Origin of the sequence: Micrococcus sp. KT16, from assembly GCF_003315015.1 — a bacterium.
Classification (GTDB): Bacteria; Actinomycetota; Actinomycetes; order Actinomycetales; family Micrococcaceae; genus Micrococcus; species Micrococcus luteus.
The window spans coordinates 422,017-440,682 of the sequence record NZ_QNRG01000001.1 but is presented as its reverse complement, the minus strand read 5'-3'; the positions used below and the strand labels follow the sequence as shown (position 1 = coordinate 440,682).

At 74.1% G+C, this 18,666-nt stretch carries 14 protein-coding genes and 1 riboswitch; of the genes, 5 read left to right on the top strand and 9 right to left on the bottom strand.

Annotation, left to right across the window (positions count from 1 at the left end; genetic code table 11):
• Nucleotides 1–89 precede the first annotated feature (89 nt).
• The 6 genes from DE149_RS02060 to DE149_RS02035 form a co-directional block, all read right to left on the bottom strand.
• A complete protein-coding gene (locus DE149_RS02060; RefSeq protein ID WP_113913860.1) occupies nucleotides 90–1,532 on the bottom strand; it encodes a sodium:alanine symporter family protein in 1,443 nt (480 codons plus the stop codon).
• 61 nt (nucleotides 1,533–1,593) lie between these two features.
• Entirely contained in the window at nucleotides 1,594–2,946 is a 1,353-nt protein-coding gene (locus tag DE149_RS02055) for an RNase H family protein (RefSeq protein ID WP_113913859.1), read from the bottom strand.
• Nucleotides 2,947–3,158: 212 nt separating this feature from the next.
• Nucleotides 3,159–3,665, bottom strand: coding sequence for a TetR family transcriptional regulator (locus DE149_RS02050; protein WP_036316161.1), 507 nt, complete (start codon nucleotides 3,663–3,665; stop codon nucleotides 3,159–3,161).
• Nucleotides 3,662–4,363 carry an ABC transporter ATP-binding protein gene (locus DE149_RS02045; RefSeq protein WP_036316162.1) on the bottom strand — a complete coding sequence of 234 codons (702 nt, stop codon included), beginning with the start codon at nucleotides 4,361–4,363 and terminating at the stop codon, nucleotides 3,662–3,664. The genes DE149_RS02050 and DE149_RS02045 overlap by 4 nt, the downstream gene beginning before the upstream one ends.
• The gene (locus DE149_RS02040; protein ID WP_113913858.1) at nucleotides 4,363–6,093 is read right to left on the bottom strand and encodes an iron ABC transporter permease; all 1,731 of its coding nucleotides are present in this window, start codon (nucleotides 6,091–6,093) and stop codon (nucleotides 4,363–4,365) included. The genes DE149_RS02045 and DE149_RS02040 overlap by 1 nt, the downstream gene beginning before the upstream one ends.
• Nucleotides 6,093–7,160, bottom strand: a complete 1,068-nt coding sequence (locus DE149_RS02035; protein ID WP_113913857.1) for a thiamine ABC transporter substrate binding subunit — start codon at nucleotides 7,158–7,160, stop codon at nucleotides 6,093–6,095. Before DE149_RS02035 ends, DE149_RS02040 begins: the two co-directional genes overlap by 1 nt.
• 66 nt (nucleotides 7,161–7,226) lie before the next feature.
• Nucleotides 7,227–7,332: riboswitch (TPP riboswitch) on the bottom strand.
• A gap of 46 nt (nucleotides 7,333–7,378) precedes the next feature.
• Between DE149_RS02035 and DE149_RS02030 the strand changes: the two genes are divergently transcribed.
• Nucleotides 7,379–8,665 carry an AI-2E family transporter gene (locus DE149_RS02030; RefSeq protein WP_078025500.1) on the top strand — a complete coding sequence of 429 codons (1,287 nt, stop codon included), beginning with the start codon at nucleotides 7,379–7,381 and terminating at the stop codon, nucleotides 8,663–8,665.
• On the opposite strand, the gene DE149_RS02025 is transcribed toward DE149_RS02030, so the two are convergent.
• A complete protein-coding gene (locus DE149_RS02025) occupies nucleotides 8,631–9,680 on the bottom strand; it encodes an agmatine deiminase family protein (protein ID WP_113913856.1) in 1,050 nt (349 codons plus the stop codon). The genes DE149_RS02030 and DE149_RS02025 overlap by 35 nt on opposite strands.
• Nucleotides 9,681–9,811: 131 nt before the next feature.
• Between DE149_RS02025 and DE149_RS02020 the strand changes: the two genes are divergently transcribed.
• From DE149_RS02020 to DE149_RS02005, 4 genes are all read left to right on the top strand, one after another.
• Nucleotides 9,812–13,456: a bifunctional proline dehydrogenase/L-glutamate gamma-semialdehyde dehydrogenase gene (locus DE149_RS02020; RefSeq protein WP_113913855.1), complete on the top strand. Its 3,645-nt coding sequence runs from the start codon at nucleotides 9,812–9,814 to the stop codon at nucleotides 13,454–13,456.
• Between the two features lie 19 nt (nucleotides 13,457–13,475).
• A complete protein-coding gene (locus tag DE149_RS02015; RefSeq protein WP_036316171.1) occupies nucleotides 13,476–14,057 on the top strand; it encodes a thioesterase family protein in 582 nt (193 codons plus the stop codon).
• Between the two features lie 31 nt (nucleotides 14,058–14,088).
• Nucleotides 14,089–16,083 carry an FMN-binding glutamate synthase family protein gene (locus tag DE149_RS02010; protein WP_170079696.1) on the top strand — a complete coding sequence of 665 codons (1,995 nt, stop codon included), beginning with the start codon at nucleotides 14,089–14,091 and terminating at the stop codon, nucleotides 16,081–16,083.
• A gap of 116 nt (nucleotides 16,084–16,199) precedes the next feature.
• Nucleotides 16,200–17,420: an MFS transporter gene (locus tag DE149_RS02005; RefSeq protein WP_113913854.1), complete on the top strand. Its 1,221-nt coding sequence runs from the start codon at nucleotides 16,200–16,202 to the stop codon at nucleotides 17,418–17,420.
• Between the two features lie 210 nt (nucleotides 17,421–17,630).
• Here the strand turns inward: DE149_RS02005 and DE149_RS02000 are convergent, their stop codons facing one another.
• Entirely contained in the window at nucleotides 17,631–17,834 is a 204-nt protein-coding gene (locus DE149_RS02000; protein ID WP_010080175.1) for a cold-shock protein, read from the bottom strand.
• A gap of 238 nt (nucleotides 17,835–18,072) precedes the next feature.
• Nucleotides 18,073–18,597 carry a flavin reductase family protein gene (locus tag DE149_RS01995; protein WP_020628180.1) on the bottom strand — a complete coding sequence of 175 codons (525 nt, stop codon included), beginning with the start codon at nucleotides 18,595–18,597 and terminating at the stop codon, nucleotides 18,073–18,075.
• Nucleotides 18,598–18,666 lie beyond the last annotated feature (69 nt).

Sequence of the window (18,666 nt, the reverse complement as noted above, 5' to 3'; positions counted from 1 at the left end):
CATGCAGCGAGGCGGGATATCCACCCCACGGCCGCCCGCGGCAGCCGGATGAGGTCGATATCCCGCCTCGAAACGCGCGGGCGGGGGCGTCAGTCCTGGAGCGGGGAGGTCTTCGGCTCGTCCCTCCAGAGGGCCACGTTCCGCGCCTCGGGCAGGTCGGAGATGTGGAAGCCCGGATCCATGCCCGCCTTGAGCTTGCGCTCGTAGTCCCGGAGCAGCTTCACGGCCAGCCCGCCCAGCGGGATGATCGCCACGAGGTTGATGGTCGCCATGAGGGCCGCGAACGTGTCCGCGAGGTTCCACACCAGCGCCACGGAGCCGAGCGCGCCGCCGACCACGCACACCAGCACGAGCACGCGGAACACGCTGATGGCCCGACCCGCGTGGCGGCCGGCCAGGTACCGGATGTTGGCCTCACCGTAGTAGGTGTTGCCCAGCACGGAGGACCAGGCCAGGAAGAAGATGATGACGGTCAGCGCCGGGCCGGCCCACGCGCCCACGGCCTGCTGGAGCGCACCCTGGGTCACCTGCATGCCGAGCGCCTCCCCGCGTCCGTAGGCCGGGTTGGAGAGCAGGATGACGAACGCGGTGGCCGAGCACACGATCAGGGTGTCGAAGTAGACGCCCAGGGACTGCACGAAGCCCTGCTTGGCCGGGTGGGAGACGGCCGCGGTGGCGGCGGCGTTCGGGGCGGAGCCCATGCCGGCCTCGTTGGAGAACATGCCGCGGCGCACGCCCTGCATCACCATCGTCATGCCGACGGCGGCGCCCGCGACCTCGCGCAGGCCGAAGGCGTGGCCCACGATCAGCGCGATCATGCCCGGGACCTCGGTGATGTTGACGACCATCACGATCAGGGCCAGGAAGATGTAGAACGTGGCCATCACGGGGACCAGCACGTTGGTCACGGCCGAGAGCCGGCGCACGCCGCCGAAGATCACGAGGCCGGTGAGGGCGGCCAGGCCCAGGCCCACGATCCACGCGGTGGTGGAGGACGCGCCCCAGTTGGCCTGCACGGACTCGGAGATCGAGTTGGACTGCACGGCGTTGAACACGAAGCCGTAGGTCACGGTGATGGCGACGGCGAACACGGCCGCCAGCCACTTCGCGCCCAGACCGTCGCGGATGTAGTACGCGGGCCCGCCGAAGTAGCCGTCCGCGCCCTTCTGCTTGTACAGCTGGGCCAGCGTGGACTCGACGAACGCGGTGGCGCCGCCGATGATCGCCAGCAGCCACATCCAGAACACGGCGCCCGGGCCGCCGATCACGATCGCGATCGCCACGCCGGCCACGTTGCCGGTGCCCACGCGCGAGGCCGCCGAGATGGTGAAGGCGCGGAACGGGCTCACGCCGTCGTTCTCGAATCCGGTCTGGGACTTGGCCGTCACCGACCGCAGCATCTCCGGGAGCATGCGCACCTGCACGCCCACGGTCCGGATGGTGAACCACACCCCGGCCACGAAGAGCAGCGCCATCACGACGTACCAGTACTTGTCGTTCAGGGCCGTGATGGCCGCTGTGATCTGTTCCACTGTCGCTTCCACAGCCCCACCTTAGAGGCTGGGGCGGAGGACGGGGAATCGGGGGCCGGGGTCAGCCGGCGGCGTCGTCCTCGACGCGGAGCTGGATCAGCTGCCCCATCCGCTCGGGCAGGTCCCCCTCGGGGGTGCCGACGCTGGCGTGGCGGGCGGCGGCCCGGGCGAGGTCGTCGGCCAGTTCGTTGCCGTGCACCCCCACGTGGCCCTTGACCCACGTGGTGTCCACCTGGACGTCCGCGGCCTGCGCCAGGTCGACGGCGGCCAGCAGGCGCCGCAGGGTGCGGCGGATGCGCTCGCCCCGGGCGCCGCCGAGGGTGAGCCGCTCGCGGCGGGCGGCGTTGAGCAGGGCCAGCGCGGCGCGCGAGTCCGAGTGGATGGTGACCCGGCCGCCGGGGGTGCCCGCCCACGCGCAGATCACGTGCCCCAGCACGAGCGCCTCGAGTTCCACCTCGAGCGGCATCGTGGCCCCGGCCACGGCCTGCACGGCCCACATGCTCGGCCCGGCGACGGCGGCCGCCCCGCCGATGCGGGAGCCGCGCAGCACGGAGCCGTCCACGTACACGTCCGTCACGTCCGCCTCGTCCGCGAACGTGAGGCTGTGGGTCACCCCGGGCAGGTTGCGGCGCAGGAAGCGGTCCGTGCGGCGGCGGGAGAGGAAGACGCCGGAGGAGCGGCGCAGCGCGTCCTCCTCCTCCTGGGCGGCCTCGATGGCCTCGAGCGGGATCCGGGCCGCGCCCGTCTGGGCGACCGTCTCCGGGTCCACGTCCGGCAGCAGGTAGCTGGAGCGCTGCGTGCCCACGGGGGACTCGTCGAGCCGGTAGGAGACCACGCGCGTGTCCACGGGGGCGAGGACCTCGAGCAGGGAGAGCAGCTCGGCGTCCCGGTCTGAGCGCAGCCGCACGATCACCGGGCGCTCCGGCGGCAGGTCGACGGTGACGGTGGACCAGAAGGCGCTCAGATGCGCCGTGCCGACCATCCCGGTGTAGACGTGGCCGCGGACGTCGTCGCCGAGCTCGCGCAGCTCGAGCTCGCGGGCCACGTAGACGATGCCCCCCGTCGTCGGATGCAGGTCCAGGCGGAGGGCGGGGCCGTGGTCCACGCCGGGCAGCATGGCCAGCGGGCTGGCCACCACGCGGACGCCGTCCCGGCGGATCCGGGTGCGCGGCGGGGAGGGGCGGGGGACGACGGGGCCGGTGCGCGTGAGGTCGACGCCGTTCCGGTCCCGCGGGGTGCCCCGAGGCCGGCGGGCACGGACCACGCGCAGCGGGCGGTGCTGCTCCTCCGCCTTGGCGCCCGGGCCACGGAAGTCCCAGCCCACGTCGACGAGCGCCGCGGGGTGTGCGGGCTCGACGTCGTGATGCAGCGTCCGGTCCACGACCGTCCGCGGGTGGTTGATCCGTGCTCCCATGGCTTCGCCGGCTGTGTCGAAGGGGACCGCGCCGGAACTGTGAGCCGGGTCCGGCGGACCATGCTGGTCCTGCGGCGGTCGGGCGGGATCGCCGTGGACGAAGGGGACGACCCGTCCCGACCTGTTCTGCTCTGGGCGACCTTACCGAGCGCACCTGTGAGGAGGCAGGTCTCCTCTCCTCGGCCTCCCGCGCGGCGGCGTCGGACGAGGGGTCAGAGCGGGTCCGTGCGGTGCCGCTGCACGTCCGGGCCGGTCGCCACGCCGAGCGCTTGCGCCTGTGCGCGCTGCTGCCGCAGGGACACGGTGCCCAGCAGCAGCGCCAGGGCCCGCTCCCCGTCCTCCGGGGTGTCCGCCGCCTCGGTGAGCAGACGGTGCAGGCCGAGGCCGCCCAGCCCGAGCGCGAGGGCGGAGAGCACCACGTCCGCCCCGTCCCGGTGCCGCAGCAGGGCGGCCTCCGCGGCCTCGGCGCGGCCCGCCAGGTCCGTGACGCGGCGGGCGCGCACGGTCTCCTCCGCCTCGGCGACGATCCGGTCCGCCACCCGCGCCAGCAGTGACTGCTTGTCCGGCACGTGCCAGTACAGCGCGGAGGCCTGCACGCCCAGCACCCCGGCCACGCGCCGCATGGACAGGTCGCCCATGCCGAAGTCCTGCAGGATCCCGACGGCGGCGTCCACCACGTCCTGGGCGGTCAGCCGGGGGCGGGGTGCGGGCGGGGTCATGCCTGAGAGGCTACCGCCGGGCCGTCCTCCTCCGCCGCGATGCGTCCCCCCGCGCCGAGGCGCACGGTGCGGTCGGCCATCACGGCGGCCTCCGCGAGGTCGTGGGTGACGACGACGCCGGTCGTCCCCGCCGCCCGCAGCACCGCCCGGATGTCCTCGGCCAGGCGCCGGCGCAGGTCCGCGTCGAGCGCGGACAGCGGCTCGTCCAGCAGGAGCACCCGCGGGGCCGGGGCCAGCGACCGGGCCAGCGCCACGCGCTGGGCCTGCCCGCCGGAGAGCCGCTGCACAGGCCGGTCCGTGAGCTCGGTCAGGCCCACCAGGTCCAGCAGCTCGGCCACGCGTGCCCGCCGCCGGGCCCGGTCCCAGCCGGCGGACTCGAGGCCGTACGCCACGTTCCGGCCCACGGTCCGGTGCGGGAACAGCTGCCCGTCCTGGAACACCATCCCCACGCCCCGGCGGTGCGTCGGCACCGCCGCCACGTCCCGCCCGTCGAGCTCCACCGTGCCCGCCACGACGTCCTCGAGCCCGGCGATCCCGCGCAGGATCGTGGACTTGCCCGAGCCGGAGGCGCCCACGAGCGCCACGATCTCCCCGGCGGCCACGTCCAGGTCCGTCCCCCGCACGGGGGTGGAGCCGTCCGGATAGCGGATCGCCACGTCCCGGAGCCGGAGGGAGGCCCCCGTCGTCGTCGGCGTCATCACAGACCTCCCGCCCCGGCCGGGCCCCGGGGGCGCAGCCGCTCGCACACCAGCATGATCCCGGCGCTCAGCACGGCCAGCACCGTGGCCGCCGCGAGCGCCATCCCGTAGTTGTCCGCGCCCGGCCGGCCCAGCAGCCGGGCGATCAGCACCGGCAGGGTGGGCGCGGACGGGCTCGCCAGGAAGCTCGTGGCCCCGAACTCACCCAGGGACACCGCGAACGCGAAGCCCGCGGCCACGCCCACGCCGCGGGCGAGGAACGGGCCGTCCACCGTGGCCAGCACCCGCCACGGGCCCGCCCCGAGGGTGCGTGCGGCCTCCCGCAGCCGCGGGTCCACCGCCGCGAGCACGGGCACGAGCGCCCGCACCGCGAGCGGCAGCGCCACCACCGCCTGGGCCAGCGGCACGAGCACGCCCGAGGCCGCCAGCTCCGGGAACGTGGCCCGCAGGGACACGACGAAGCCGAAGCCCACGGTCACCGCGGACACCCCGAGCGGCAGGAGCAGGGCGCCGTCGAGGGCCCGCTGGGCCGCCAGCGCCGCGCGTGAGCGGAAGGGCCGGGTCAGCAGCAGGGCCAGCGGCACGGCCACCACGAGCGTCACAAGCGTGGCGTCCACGGCCACCCGCAGGGACTGTTCGAGCGCCTGGGCCGGCGTCGACCCGCCCACGAACCCGCTGCCCGCGCTCGTCGCCAGCAGCCGGTAGTTGCCCAGCCCCCAGCCGTGGCGGGTGTGGAAGGAGCGCACCACGAGCGTCAGGATCGGCGCCACCACGAGCGCCACCACCGCGAGCATCACGGCCACCGGGACCGCGTCCGCGCGCGTGAGCCGGGCCGGCGGCGTCTCCCGCAGCCGCAGTGCCCGCTGGGTGCGCGCCGCCGTCACGCCGGAGACCACGACGGCGGCCAGCACCACCGCGAACTGCAGCACGGAGAACACCGCCGCGGTCCGCAGGTCCAGGTAGACGGAGGTCTGCACCCAGATCTCCGACTCGAGCGTGCCGTAGCCGGGCCGGCCGAGCGTCTGGACGATGCCGAACGCGGACGCGCAGAACAGGAACACCAGCGCCGCGCTCGCGGCGATCGCCGGGGCGAGCTGGGGCAGCGTCACGGTGCGGAACGCCCGCCACGGCGAGGCGCCCAGGGTGCGGGCGGCCTCGGTCTGGCGCGGGTCCAGCGCGTTCCACAGCGCGCCCACCTGGCGCACCACCACGGACACGTTGAAGAAGACCATGGCCAGCACGACGGCGGTGGTCGTCTGGTCCAGCCCGGTGAAGCCGAGCGGTCCGCCGGGGGCGAGCAGGGCGCGGAACGCGACGCCGACCACCACCGTGGGCAGCACGAACGGCACGAGCACGAGGGCGCGGAGCACGGCCCGCCCCGGGATGCGACGCCGGTGCAGCACGAACGCGGTCGGCAGGCCGAGCGCCACCGAGACCACCGTGCCGGCGGCGGCCATGCCGAGCGTCTGGCCGAGGATGCGCCACGTGCGCTCGCGGGCGAGGGTCTCCCCGAAGGCGGTGAGGTCCACGGCGCCGGTGAACGCGTCGGCGTCGCCGCCGATCCCGCGCCAGAGCATGGCCGCCACGGGCCACGCGAAGAAGACGAGCAGGAAGGCGACCGGCAGGACGGCGGCCACCAGCCACCACGGGCCGAGCCCGTCCCCCCGGCCGCGGGCCCGCCGGCGCGGCAGGTCCGTGCCGGGGGCCGCGACCTCGGTGAGCGCGGACATCAGCGCCGGGAGGCCTCGGACAGGGCGGTCCACTCCTTCAGCAGGTCCTCGCGGCGCTCGTCGATGCGGGCGGGGTCCGGGGTGATGGCGTCCTCGACGAGCGGCGCGTTCTGCGCCCACTCCTCGGGCAGCTGCACCGACTCGTCGATCGGGTACATGTACATCGACTCGGGCAGGGCGGACTGGACCTCCTCGGTGCGCATGAAGTCCACGAACGCCTGCGCGCCCTCGGGGTTCTTCGCGCCCTCGAGCACGCCGGCGTACTCGACCTGCGGGGTGCAGGAGTCCTCGATCACCTCGGTCTCGGGGGCGAACGCGGGGGAGGAGGAGTAGGAGAGCACCACCGGGAACCGACCCTTGCCCTCGCCGCCGGAGAAGTCCGAGTTGTAGGCGTCGGACCAGCTGTCGGCGATCTTGCCCCCGTTCTCCATCAGGCCCCGCCACCAGTCCTGCCAGCCGTCGTCGCCGTACTTCTCCGTGGTGGCCGCGAGCAGCGCCAGGCCGGGGGAGGAGGCCACGGGGGAGGTGGCGACCGTCAGCTTCGCGTACTCGGGGTCGTCGAGCTGGTCGATCGAGGTGGGGGCCTGGACGTCGTGGGCCTCGAACCATGCCGGATCCGTGTTGAAGCACACCTGGCCCTGGTCCACCGGGGTCATGCGGTCCTCCACCATCCGGTCCTGTGCGGAGGCGGGCAGGTCCTGCGGGGTGTATTCGGCGACGACGCCCTCGCGGACGAGGCGGTGCGCCGAGTGGTCCTCCACGCCGTAGACGCCGTCCACGGTGGGCTCGTCCTTGGCCAGCAGGAGCTGGTTCACCACGCTGCCGGCGTCGCCGGGGGCCGTGGTCTTCAGGGTGTAGCCGGACTCCTGCTCGAACTTCTGGACGAGCTCCTCGGGCAGGTTGAACGAGTCGTGCGTCATGATCGTCACGGTCGTCGACTCGCCGCCGCCGGCCCCGGAGGCGGCCGACGACGCCCCGTCGCCGGACGAGCCGGACACCGAACAGCCGGTGAGGGCGAGGGCGGCCACCGAGAGGGCGGCGAGGGCGCGGTGCGGGGTGCGGGACATGGCGGTTCTCCTCTGGGACGGCAGAGGGGCCGGGACGAGGCCGCCACCGGAATCCCGGGACGACGTCGACCGGGAGACTCGACTTCCTTCGCCGGTGCGGACCGGAGCAGGTTCGAGGGTCTGCGGCGGACCGCACTCTCAGCGCCGCGCGGGCGCTCCCCTGTCGATGTGGACTGGTCCCGACCCTACCCCGTCCGGCCCGCGCATAGACTGCCCGCGTGAGCGCCGCACAGCCCGCGGGGGTGACCCCGCCGCCCGCCTCGTCCAGCCCCGCCTCCGACTGGGACATCCGCCGCCCCCACCGCATGTGGCCGCGCATGCTGGTGATCGTCCTGACGCTCGCGGGCCTGGTGCTGGTGGTGCAGTTCTTCCAGGGGATCGCCTCCATCGCGGCGCCTGTGTTCCTGGGGCTGAACCTCGTGATCGTGGCCTACCCCCTGCAGGCCTGGCTCATCCGCCGGGGCCTGCACCCCGTGCTCGGGGCCGCCACCACCGTCCTGCTGGTCGTCGCGGTGATGGCCGTGTTCGGGGGCATGATGGTGTGGTCCGGCCTCGAGCTGGTGGCGGAGCTGCCCAAGTACGCGGACCGCTTCCAGCAGATCGTCCTGGACGTCTCGCACTGGCTCAACGAGCGCGGCGTGACCCCGGACATGGTGTCCCAGCAGCTGGCCTCGATCGACATGAGCGCCGTCACCGGGACGGCCGTCAGCGCCATCACGAAGATCGCCACGAACGTCTACGCGGTCTTCGGCCTGCTCGTCACCGTGATCATGGGCATGTTCTTCTTGGCCATGGACTCGATGGACGTCGAACGCCGCGTCCGCCTGCTCAGCACCGCCCGCCACGAGTTCGGCCACGCCCTGGTCGAGTTCGCCCAGGGCGTGCGCCGCTACTGGGTGGTCACCACGGTGTTCGGCCTGATCGTGGCGGTGCTGGACGTGATTGCCCTCATGCTGATCGGCGTGCCGCTCGCGCTCGTGTGGGGCGTGCTCAGCTTCCTCACCAACTACATCCCGAACATCGGCTTCATCATCGGCCTGCTGCCGCCGGCCGTCCTGGGCCTGGCGGCGGGCGGCTGGTCCGACTTCCTGTGGGTGGTGGTCAGCTACTCGGTGCTGAACTTCGTGCTGCAGTCCGTGATCCAGCCCAAGGTGGCCGGCGACGCGATCGGCGTGATCCCCACCGTCAGCTTCCTCTCCCTGCTCTTCTGGGCCTGGGTCCTCGGCCCGCTCGGCGCCATCCTCGCGCTGCCCTGCACGCTGCTGGCCAAGGCCGTGCTGATCGACGCCGACCCGAACGCCCGCTGGATCAACGCGCTCATCGCCTCGGACCTGAAGGGGATGGAGCGCCGTCAGTCCTCGCTCCTGGAACGGCTGCGCCCGGCGGCCTGGCGCTCGGACGCGCACGGGAAGGACGAGGACCGCGCCCCGACGGACGGCGGGGACGACGACGGCCCCGCGACCGACGAGGTCACGGGCGGGGCTGGAGCAGCACCAGGTCGTTGAGCGCGCCGGCCAGCCGCAGCAGCGGCGGGGCGGGGAACGACAGCTGGGGCAGCCCCGGGTGCAGTGCCGCGCACGCGGCGGCCGCGGCCTCCTCGCCCGCGGCGTCCTCGAACGCCGGCCGCAGCACCGCAGCGCCCAGCGGCAGCGTGTCCAGGAGGGAGCGGGGGCCCCGCTCGGCCGGGTCGTACTCGGCGGGCTGCGCCGCCCCGGTCACCGTGCGCACGCGCAGGGGCCGGCCGGCGGCGTCGTCGGCGCCCTGCAGGAAGCGCAGCGCCGCCGCGGCGTACGGGTGCTCGGGGTGGAACCGGTCGCCGCGCCAGTGCACGGCGGCCTCGCCGTCGCCCTGCAGGCGCACCCACGAGGCCAGGTGACCGGGCCCGCCCCACGGCCCGGTGTCCGGCCGCGGTGCCGGCGGCACCCACAGCACCCGGGTGATCCCCAGCAGGGCGGCGAACTCGGCGGCCACCTGGCCGGGGGTCCACGCGCCGTTGATCCGCCCGTCCAGCACGGGGTCCGCGGCCACCACGGCCGTCCCCTCGCCGTCGGTCACCCAGGCCCCGCGCGGGGCGCACAGCAGGGGGGTGAGCAGCGGCAGTCCCGCCGCCTCCGCCACGGCCGTCGCGGCCGCGCCGTCGAGCGGCCCGGTCCCGGTCAGTCCCGCGGCGCTGCGCCAGGCGACGGCGGCCAGGCCCTCGGGGCGGCGGACGAAGCTCGGCCCGGTGCGGCCCAGCAGCGGTGAGCCCACGGGCGCGCGCAACAGGTCCACCTCCGGGGGCACCAGCCGCGCCGCCCCGGCGTCGCGCGGGTGGGCGAGCACGGTGACCGGCAGCACGGCGGCGAGCGTCTCGGCCAGGCCCACGACGGCGTCCCGCGTCTCCTCCAGCAGCGTCGGCACCGGGTGGCGGTGGGGCAGGACGAGCCAGGCCCGCTCGGGCGGGTCCTCGGGTCCGGGCACGGGCACGACGACGTCCCGGCGCTCCCGCGCGTCGGTGGGGGCGGGGTCGACGGCGGCCATGGCGGACGGGCTCCTGGGAAGACGGCGGCGACGCGCGGGCGCGCGGCGAGGGGATGTCCATCGAGCATAGGCGTCTGACAGGAAGCCGCGGCGGTTTGACCTGTGACCCGGCACACGTGCAGAGTGCGGCCATGACCGCGATGTTCTCCGCCCAGGACCACGACGATCTCGACCGGGTCCTCGGCGCGACCGGCGGGATTCCCGACCCCGCCGACCTGCACGCCCTCGCCGACGACGCCGTCGCGCAGGTGAGGCGCTGGCTCGCCGAGTCCCGCGACCATGAGGCCGACTTCGCGGCCCGCCAGCTGGCGGGCGCCCTGAAGGAGCCGGGCGGCCTCGACTTCATCGTGCGCTTCGTGGACCACGTGGTCCGTCCCGAGGACCCCGCGATCGCCGCCCGGGCGCTGCGGGAGCTCGCCGGTCGCGCCCCCGGCTTCCTGCCCCCGGCCCTGCGCGCCGTCCTCGGCGTCGGCGGCCGCGCCGCCCCGCTCGTGCCGCGCATCGCCGTCCCCACGGCCCGCCGCGTGCTGCGGCACATGGTCTCCCACCTGATCGTCGACGCGCGGGACCGACAGCTCGGCAAGGCCATCGCGGCCCTGCGCGACGAGCACACCCGGCTGAACATCAACCTGCTGGGCGAGGCGATCCTCGGCCAGGGCGAGGCGGACCGCCGGCTCGAGGGCATCGCCGCGCTGATCCGCCGCGACGACGTCGACTACGTGTCCGTGAAGGTCTCCGCCGCCACCGCCCCGCACGCGCCCTACGCGTTCGACGAGGCCGTCGCGGACATCACCGAGCGGCTCACCCCGCTGTTCGAGCTCGCCCGGGACCGGGACACCTTCATCAACCTGGACATGGAGGAGTACCGCGACCTCGACCTCACGCTCAACGTGTTCACCGCCCTGCTCGAGCAGCCGGGCCTGCGCGACTACGAGGCCGGCATCGTGCTGCAGGCCTACCTGCCGGACGCGCTCGCGGCCATGGTGCGCCTGCAGGAGTGGGCCGCGCGCCGCGTCGCCGCCGGCGGCGCCCCGGTCAAGGTGCGCGTGGTCAAGGGCGCCAACCTGCCCATGGAGCGGATGCAGGCCTCCCTGACGGGCTGGCCGCTGGCCACGGTGGGCTCGAAGCAGGAGGCGGACACCAACTACAAGCGCGTGCTCAACTACGCGCTCACCCCGGAGCATCTGGCCCACGTACGCATCGGCGTGGCCGGGCACAACCTCTTCGACGTCGCCCTGGCCCACCGGCTGATCGAGCGCCGCGGGCTCGACCCGGCCGCGGTGGAGTTCGAGATGCTGCTCGGCATGGCCACCGGCCAGGCCGCCGCCGTCCGGGCCGACGTCGGCGCCCTGCTGCTCTACACGCCCGTGGTGCGGCCCGAGGAGTTCGACGTGGCGATCTCCTACCTCGTGCGCCGCCTCGAGGAGGGCGCCTCCCCGGAGAACTTCATGTCCGCCGTGTTCGACCTGGACGCGGACGCGGACCTGTTCGCCCGCGAGGAGGAGCGCTTCCGCGCCTCGCTGCGCCACCTGGACGCGGCCGTGCCCCGTCCGAACCGCCTCCAGGACCGGTCCCGCGGGGAGGACGGGCCGACCCCCGCCCCCGTGGACGGCTTCGCCAACACCCCGGACACGGACCCCGCGCTGCCCGGCAACCGGGAGTGGGCCCGCCGGATCCTCGCGGCCGTCCCGGGCTCGGACCTCGGGACGGACACCGTCCGCGCCCACCGCGCCACCACGGCCGACGACGCCCGCGCCGCCATCGCCGCCACCGCCGACCCCGGCGCCCGCTGGGGCTCGCTCACCGGCCACGAGCGCGCCGACGCGCTGGACGCCGTCGGACGGGCCCTGCACGCCGGCCGGGCCCGCCTGCTGGAGGTGGCCGCCGCCGAGACCGGCAAGACCCTGGACCAGGGCGACCCCGAGGTCTCCGAGGCCGTGGACTTCGCGCACTACTACGCGCGCCTGGCCCGCGGCCTGGACGCGGTGGAGGGCGCCCGCGCCGTGCCCGTCCGCCTGACCCTGGTGATCCCGCCGTGGAACTTCCCCGTGGCCATCCCGGTCGGGGGCGTCCTCGCCGCGCTCGGCGCCGGCTCGCCCGTGGTGTTCAAGCCGGCCCCGCAGTCCGAGCGGACGGGCGCGGTCGCGTGGGAGCTGATCGTGGCCGGGCTGCGGGACTCGGGCCTGTTCGACGACGGCGGCCCGCTCGCCGGGCACGACCCCGCGGACCTCGTGCGCCTGGTGACGCTGGCGGACGAGGACGAGGCGGAGGTCGGCGCGGCGCTCGTGACCGACCCGGCCGTCGAGCGGCTCATCCTCACCGGCAGCTGGGACACCGCACGGCTGTTCAAGGGGATGCGCCCCGACCTGCACCTGCTCGCCGAGACCTCCGGCAAGAACGCCGTGATCGTGACCCCGTCCGCGGATCTGGACCTGGCCACGAAGGACGTGGTCCAGTCCGCGTTCGGTCACGCCGGCCAGAAGTGCTCGGCGTCCTCCCTCGTGGTGCTCGTCGGCTCCGTGGCGACCTCCGAGCGCTTCCACCGGCAGCTGCTGGACGCGGCCTCGTCCCTGCACGTGGCGCACCCCGTGGACCCGCGCGCCGAGATGGGCCCCGTGATCGAGGCCCCCGGCGAGAAGCTGCGTCGCGGGCTCACCGAGCTCGGCCCGGGGGAGCGGTGGGCCCTGCGTCCGCGGCAGCTGGACGAGACGGGTCGCCTGTGGAGCCCGGGCATCCGCTCCGGCGTCCGCCCCGGCGCCGACGCCCACCTCACCGAGTACTTCGGCCCCGTGCTGGCCGTGATGACGGCCGAGACGCTCGAGGAGGCGATCGGGATCGTGAACGCCGTGGATTACGGCCTCACCTCCGGGCTGCACTCGCTGGACCGGGAGGAGATCGACGTGTGGCTGCGCGGCGTGCGCGCCGGCAACCTTTACGTGAACCGCGGCATCACCGGGGCCATCGTGCGCCGCCAGCCCTTCGGCGGCTGGAAGCGTTCCGTCGTCGGCCCCACCACGAAGGCCGGCGGGCCGCACTACCTGCATGGCCTCGTGGACTGGGAGGACGCGCCCACGTGGGCCGGGGGAGAGGGACGGCCCGGGGCCGAGGCCGACGGTGCGGGCGCATCCTGGCTCGAGACCGCCCGCGCCCTCGACACCCACGCGTGGACCACCGTGTTCGGGGTGGCCACGGACGTCTCCGCGCTCGAGGCCGAGCGGAACGTGCTGCGTCACGTCCCCACCCCGGTCCTCGTGCGCCGGCACTCGGGGCCCGCCGACCACCTGCTGCGCATCGTCTCCGCCGGCCTGCGCGCCGGGGCGCCCATGACCGTGAGCCTGCGCCCGACCCCCACCGCGGAGGGGCCCGACGCGGACGGGCTCTCGGCCGAGGCCGTGCGCGGCCGGGTGGAGGAGCTGGTCCGGTCCGTCCGCACGGAGGGTGCCGGCACGTCCGCGCCGGTGGACGTCGTCGTCGAGGACGACGCCGCGTTCCACGACCGCGCCCGGCGGCTGGCCCTCATCCCGCCCGCAGCGGAGGGCGGCGGCGACGCACGGATCCGGCTCGTCGCCGACTGGGCCGGCGACCGGGAGGCGGCCGAGGCGGCGCGGAGCGCGCTCCACGCGGCGCTCGGCGACACCCCCGACGTGGCGGTCTACGCTGGCCCCGTGGTGAGCGCCGGCGAGGTGGAGCTGCTGCCGTTCCTGCACGAACAGGCCGTGTCCGTGACCGCCCACCGGTTCGGCACGCCGGACCATCTGACCGAGGGGGTCCTGTGACCCCGAGGAGGAACATCCGATGCATCTGATCCCCCGCACGATCTGGGTCGTCGCCCGCGCGCGTCGCCGCCCGCGCGCCGGACTCTGGGAGCCGACGACGCTGCCGATGCGCGCCCTGCCCACGGACGTGGACATGGCCCTGCACGTCAACAACGGCCAGTACTTCGGGCTGTTCGACCTCGGCCGCTTCGACGCGATGGTCCGCACCGGCCTGTGGGACGAGATCCGCCGTCGCGGCTGGACGCCCGTGGTGCAGGCCGAGCAGATCGCGTTCCGCCGCTCGGTGACCCTGGGGCAGCGGTTCGACGTGGAGACGCGGATGATCGGCCTGGATGAGCGCGCGGTGTGGTTCGAGCAGCGCGTGGTGGTCGACGGCGACGTCGCGGTGCGCGCGTACATCTGCACGCGCCTGCGCAAGAAGGACGGCCGCCCCGTGGAGAACGACGAGGTCCGGGCGATCGCGGCGGCGGCCGGCCACGACCTCGCGGGGGAGCCGACGCTGCCGGAGTGGCTGCACGAGTGGCGGCGCAGCGTGGCCCTGCCGTCGGCCCGGACGCCCCTGCCCCACACGTGGGACCTCGACACAGTGCGGCGAGGATGAACGTTCGAGTGATATAGGGCACGATGGTCGGGTGAACAACAGACTCCTGATCGTCGCGACCCTCTCGCTGGCCGCGCTCGTCGTCGTGCTGGTGGCCGCCATCGGCGGCGGCGCGTGGTGGGTGCTGGCGGTGCTCCTGGTGGCGCTGCTCGTGCTCGCCGTGTGGGACATGACCCAGAAGCGGCACGCGATCCTCCGCAACTACCCCGTGCTCGGCCACATGCGGTATCTGCTGGAGTCGATCCGCCCCGAGATCCAGCAGTACTTCATCGAGCGCAACTTCGACGGCAAGCCGTTCGACCGGGACACCCGCTCGATCGTCTACGCCCGTGCGAAGGGACTGGACAGCCACAAGGCGTTCGGCACCGAGCGGGACACCTCGGAGATCGGCTACGAGTTCCTGTTGCACTCCACCGCCCCGGTCAACCCGCCGGAGGAGCCCCCCACGGTGCGGATCGGCGGCCCGGACTGCCGCCGACCCGTGGACATCTCGCTGATGAACATCTCGTCCATGTCCTTCGGCTCCCTCTCCGCCAACGCCGTGATCGCCATGAACAAGGGCGCCGGCCTGGGCGGGTTCATCCACGAGACCGGCGAGGGCGGCCTCACCAAGTACCACCGCGGCAACGGCGCGGACCTGTTCTGGGAGATCGGCTCCGGCTATTTCGGCTGCCGCAACGAGGACGGCACCTTCAGCCCGGAGAAGTTCGCCGAGAAGGCGCTGCTGCCCGAGGTCAAGGGCATCACCATCAAGATCTCCCAGGGCGCGAAGCCCGGCCTGGGCGGCATGCTGCCCAAGGAGAAGATCTCCCCCGAGATCGCCGAGGCCCGTGAGATCCCGATGGACAAGGACTGCCTGTCCCCGGCGTCCCACTCCGCGTTCCGCACCCCGCGCGAGATGGTCAGGTTCATCGAGCAGCTCCGTGAGCTCTCGGACGGCAAGCCGATCGGCATCAAGTTCTGCGTGGGCTCCCGCGTGGACGTGCTGGCCATGACCAAGGCCATCTGGGAGGAGCGGATCGCCCCCGACTTCATCATCGTGGACGGCTCCGAGGGCGGCACCGGCGCCGCCCCGCTCGAGTACTCGGACCGCGTGGGCACCCCGCTGACCGAGGGCCTCATGCTCGTGCACAACGCGCTCGTGGGCACCGGCCTGCGCCACATGATCAAGCTCGGCGCGGCCGGCAAGGTCGCCACCGGTTCGGACATCGTCAAGCGTCTGATCCAGGGCGCGGACTTCACCATGTCCGCCCGCGCGATGATGATGGCCACCGGGTGCATCCAGGCGCAGAAGTGCCACACGAACGAGTGCCCCGTGGGGGTGGCCACGCAGGACCCGCGTCTGATGCGCGCCCTCGACGTGGAGGACAAGGGCAACCGCGTCTTCAACTACCACCGCCTGACCGTGCGCGAGGCCGTGCAGATCATGGCGTCCATGGGCCTGACGCATCCGTCCCAGCTGAACACCCGCATGCTGCGCCGCCGCGTGGACCACCTGAGCACCCGCTCGTACGCGTCCATCTACCACTGGCTGCGCACGGACGAGCTGCTCAACGACCCGCCCGCCGGCTGGGCCATGGACTGGGAGGAGGCGGACGCGGACCACTTCGGCGAGCACGCCCGCGTGGACTACCTCACCGAGCGCGACCCCGAGTGGCGCTCCGAGCTGCTGATCCCGGGCCGCAAGGCGGCCGGCGCCCCCGTGCAGGGCTCCCCCATCTCCGGGACGGGCTCCACGCTGGTCGGCGCCCGGCAGACCGAGTCCGTGCCGCTGACCACGTCGCCGATGCCGCGCGTCAGCTCGCTGGGTGAGGGGGAGTCGCTGTCCGCGCACGGCGGCCGTCGTCGCGCCCCGCAGGACCCGGCCCCCGCCGCCACCGCCGGCGAGACGCCCGCCGACGAGAACGAGGGCCTGCCGACGGAGGCCGGCGAGCGGCCCGAGCGCCAGGACGGCGAGGAGGTCACCCAGCGCGGGACCACCGGCCGCGTGGAGGGTGAGCACCGCGGCGAGGGCCGCGTCGGCTGACCTGTCCCCGCAGTCACCCCCGCTTTCGAGGCGGGAAATCCACCTCACACGACGCCCCCGGGCGCCCATGAGATGGATTTCCCGCCTCGTCGCGTGAGGGGTCGTAGCCTGGGGCCGTGACCCCGCCTGCCCCCGTCGCTCGCCGCCCCTCCGCAGCCCTGCTGTGGGTGCTGCTGGCGGCGATGGGCGCCGGCCCCCTGTTCAACTACGGCGTCTCCGCGTCCTCCACGGTCGTGATGGAGCGGCTCGACGTCACCTCGGGCCAGCTCGGCACCGTGATGACGGTCGTGTTCGCGGCGGCCGCCGTCACCTCCCTCGGCCTCGGCCGGGCCGCCGACCGCCTGTCCGCCCGCGCGCAGCTGAGCATCATCTTCGGCGGCACCGCCGCGGCGCTCGTGCTCGGCGCCGTCGCCCCGTCCCTGCCCGTGCTGTACGCGGCGGCCGCCGTCGCGGGCGTCACGCAGGCCATCTCCAACCCCACCACGAACCGGATCATCCGGACCGTGGTGCCGCCGGAGAGGCGCATCGGGTGGGTCGGGGTGAAGCAGTCCGGCGTGCAGGCGGCCCAGCTGGTCGGCGGCCTGTTCTTCCCGGCCGCGTCCCTCGCCCTCGGCTGGACGGGCGCCGCGCTGGGGGCCGCGGTGCTCATCGGGGCGCTCTGGGTGCTCGCGCTGGTCGCCGCCCCGCCGCTGCCCGGGGCGCCGCCGCCGGCCACCGGCCCCGTCGGCGGGCGACGACGGCGGGACACCTCGCCCCTGCCGGCCACGGTCTGGTTCTTCGCGGCGATCGCGTTCCTCACCGGCCTGGGCATGCAGGCCACGAACACCTACCTGCCGCTTTTCGCGGTCGAGACGCTGGGAATGACGCTCGTGGCCGGCGGCGCCGCGGCGGCCGTGTCCGGGGTGGTGGGGGTGCTCTCCCGGATCGGGTGGAGCCGGCGGATGAGCTCCGGAGACCGGCCCACCACCCTGCTGGCCGTGATCTGCCTGGGTGCGGTGGCCGGCGTCGCGGTGTTCCTCGCCGCGGACCTGCTGGACCTGCCGGCCCTGCTGTGGGTGGGCGCCGCGGTGCACGGCCTGACGGTGCTGGGCGCCAACGTGGTGATCAACGCGGGCCTGCTGAGCGAGGTGCCGGCCGAGCGGCTCGGCCGTGCGACCGGGGCGAACTCGATGGGCATGTACGCCGGCTTCGCCCTGGGCCCACTGCTGATGGGCGTGCTGCGCGACGTCACGGGCGACTACCGGGCCGGCTTCGCGGTCGTCGCGCTCGGGTATCTGCTGGCCCTGGGCGTGGTGCTGCTGTTGCGTCGCCACGTGGGTCGGCGGGGCGCGGCCTGACGCGCAGGGCCAGGACGAGGCCCACCCCGGAGGACCGCGCCTCAGCGACATCACCGCAGTGCAGCCCTGCGGTGATGTCGCAGCGCCGCGGTCGAACGGGCGTACGGCGGAGTGCGGCGCAGTGCGCGGCGGGGCGTGGACGCCTGACACACGACGACGCCCCCGGTCCGTGTGGACCGGGGGCGTCGGAAGCCGTGCGTCAGGCGAAGATCAGAGCTTCGTCACGTTGGCGGCCTGGAGGCCCTTGGGGCCGTCCTGGGTCTCGAACTCGACGCGGTCGTTCTCCTGGAGCTCCTTGAAGCCGTTGCCCTGGATGGCGGAGAAGTGCACGAACACGTCCGCGGAGTTGTCCTCGGGGGCGATGAAGCCGTAGCCCTTCTCAGCGTTGAACCACTTGACAGTACCGACAGCCATGATGGTGTCCTTTCGATGTGCCCCCGCGGTGCGGTGGCGGTGTTGGACCGCGGCCCGGATGTGGGACGCGGGTGAAGCGGCGAGACTGAACCGCTTGCCCAACACTCATCGACGCCGGCGATGCCGGGCTGACGAGCAGTGAAGATGGCGGGATACAGCTTGATCAACTTCAGGCTCCATCATTGCACGGATCTCGCCGACCGGGAACCAGGGGCCCGATTGTTCACCTGGAGTTCGCTCAGAGCGCGCGCAGGCCGTGGAAGAGATTGCGGTGCAGGGCGGCCGGGGGAGCGGCGTCCGTGTGATCCGCGAAGGCCGTCACCTCCAGCAGCACCACCGTGTGGTCGCCCGCCGGGACCTCGGCGTGCACCCGCGTCTCGAGCCAGAGCGAGGAGCCCCCGATCAGCAGGGCGTCGTGCGGGCTGCGGTGCACGTCGAGACCGGCGAAGCGGTCGCCCTCGCGGGAGGCCAGCTGGCGGCACAGCGGCGTCTGGTCCGCCGCGAGCAGGGAGACGCCGATCGCCCCGGCCCGGCGCAGGCGCGGCCAGGTGCGGGAGCTGTTCTGCGCGGAGAAGGACACGAGGGCCGGCTCCCAGGAGATGCCCACGCCGAAGGAGGAGGAGACCATCACCTCGGGGACGCCGTCGGCGAGGCCTGCCAGCGCGACGACCCCGGTGGGGAAGGCCGAGAGGCCGGAGCGGAGGTTGCCGAGGGACAGGTCGGTGTCCCACGTGGCGGTGTGGGGTTCGTGGGTCAGGGTCATGGCGCGCGTCCTCTTCCGATGACTGGCGCGGCTCCGCAGAAGGCGGGAACGCGGATCGCCCGGATCCGC